The following is a 1,951-nucleotide window of genomic DNA, read 5'->3' on the forward strand; positions in this document are numbered from 1 at the left end:
CTGCCCACCGGCATGCTGCGGCTGGACGGCACGGGCATGACCCTGCTGCTGATCCGCCGCGCCACCGGCCTGCCCGAGATCGCCTACTGGGGCGGCCGCCTGCCGGATCATCTCGACGCCGCGGCGCTCTACGCCGTCCGGTCCCCGGACACGCCCGATAACGGGCCCGACCAGTGGCAGCCGACGATCACCCTGCTGGATACGATCGGCGCCTGGAATTTCGACCTGCCCGGGCTGGTGGCCGCCCGCCCCGACGGGCGCGACTGGACGGCCCTGTTCCAGGTCGACGCCATCCGGCAGACGCCGGACGAACTGGTCATCGACGCGTCGGATGCGCTCTCGGCCATCGGCCTGCGCATTACCCTGCGCTGCGCCGACGACGTGCTGGCCGCGTCGATGCGGCTGAGCAACCGGGGCGATGCGCCCCTGCTGGTCGAACGGCTGGTCTCGGGCACTTTCCTGCTGCCCGCCGAAATCGCGGCGCTGGGCGTGCTGCATGGCGCGTGGGCGCATGAATTCGCCATCGCGCCGATGTCCCTGGCCGAGGGCGGCATCGTCATCGAAAGCCGCCGCAACCGCACGCACGACCATTTTCCGGGCATCGTCGCGGGCCTGCCCGCCACCAGCCGCAATGCCGGGCCCGCCTGGGCCGCCCAACTGGGATGGAGCGGCGGCCACCGCCTCTGCGCCGAACGGATGGAAGACGGGCGGATCCGCCTGACGGTCGGCGAATATCTCCATCCCGGCGAAGGCACGCTGGAACCGGGCGCCGGCCTGGACACGCCGACGGTCTATGCGACCTATTCCGCCGATGGCTTTGCCGGCTGTGCCCGCGCCTTCCACGCCTATGCGCGGCGGCACCTGCTGCGCTGGCCCACCGGGCAGATGAAGCCCCGCCCGGTGCTGCTCAACAGTTGGGAGGCCAACCAGTTCGACCTGGCCGAGGACCGGCTGCGCCAGCAGATCGACATCGCCGCCCGGCTGGGCGTGGAGCGGTTCGTCCTGGATGACGGCTGGTTCGGCGCCCGCCGCAACGACCGCGCGGGCCTGGGCGACTGGACGCCCGCCCTGGCGCTGTTTCCCCAGGGGCTCTGGCCGCTGTCCGACTATGTCCATGCGCGGGGCATGGAATTCGGCCTGTGGTTCGAGCCCGAGATGGTCAATCCCGACAGCGACCTCTATCGCGCCCATCCGGACTGGGTGCTGCAGGTGCGCGGCCGCCCGCTGCTGACCTCGCGCAATCAGCTCGTCCTCGACATCTCGCGGCCGGACGTCGCCGGCTATCTGCTGCGCGTCATCTCGGAGCAGGTCGTCGACGCGCGCATCGACTATATCAAATGGGATTTCAACCGCGACCTGCTGGCCGCGGCGGACGAAGGCGGCCGTCCCGCCTATCGGCGGCAGGTCCTCGCCCTCTATGCCCTGTGGGACAAGCTGCATGCCGTCCATTCCGCGCTGGAAATCGAAAGCTGCGCCTCGGGCGGCGGCCGGGCCGACTGGGGGGCGCTGGGCCATGTGCAGCGGGTCTGGACCTCGGACAATACATCCGCGCCCGACCGCCTGCTGATCCAGGACGGCGCCTGGCATTTCCTGCCGCCCGAAATCACGGGCTGCCACATCTCCGCCAGTCCGAACTGGCTGGACCATCGCGCCACGTCGATCGATTTCCGTGCCGCCGTGGCGCTGTTCGGCCATCTGGGGCTGGAACTGGACCCGACCCGCCTTTCCACCGACGAGCAGGACCGGCTGGCCGCGTGGATCGCGCTGCACAAGCGGCTGCGCCCCGTCCTGCATCACGGCCAGATCCAGTTCGGCGAGGCGACGCCCCACCGGATCGTCCGCGGCGTCACCACGCCGGACGGCGGGACCGGTATCTACCTGGTGGCCCAGCGCGACTGGCCGCCCGCCCGCATGCCGTCCCCGGTCCTGCTGCCCGGCCTGTCGTCCGACC

At 70.9% G+C, this 1,951-nt stretch carries 1 protein-coding gene; it reads left to right on the top strand.

Annotated elements, in window-relative coordinates; genetic code table 11:
- A partial coding sequence (locus HUK84_RS16425; protein WP_176641237.1) for an alpha-galactosidase occupies positions 1-1,951 on the top strand: 1,951 nt, incomplete at both ends.

Origin of the sequence: Nguyenibacter vanlangensis, from assembly GCF_013376155.1 — a bacterium.
Classification (GTDB): Bacteria; Pseudomonadota; Alphaproteobacteria; order Acetobacterales; family Acetobacteraceae; genus Gluconacetobacter; species Gluconacetobacter vanlangensis.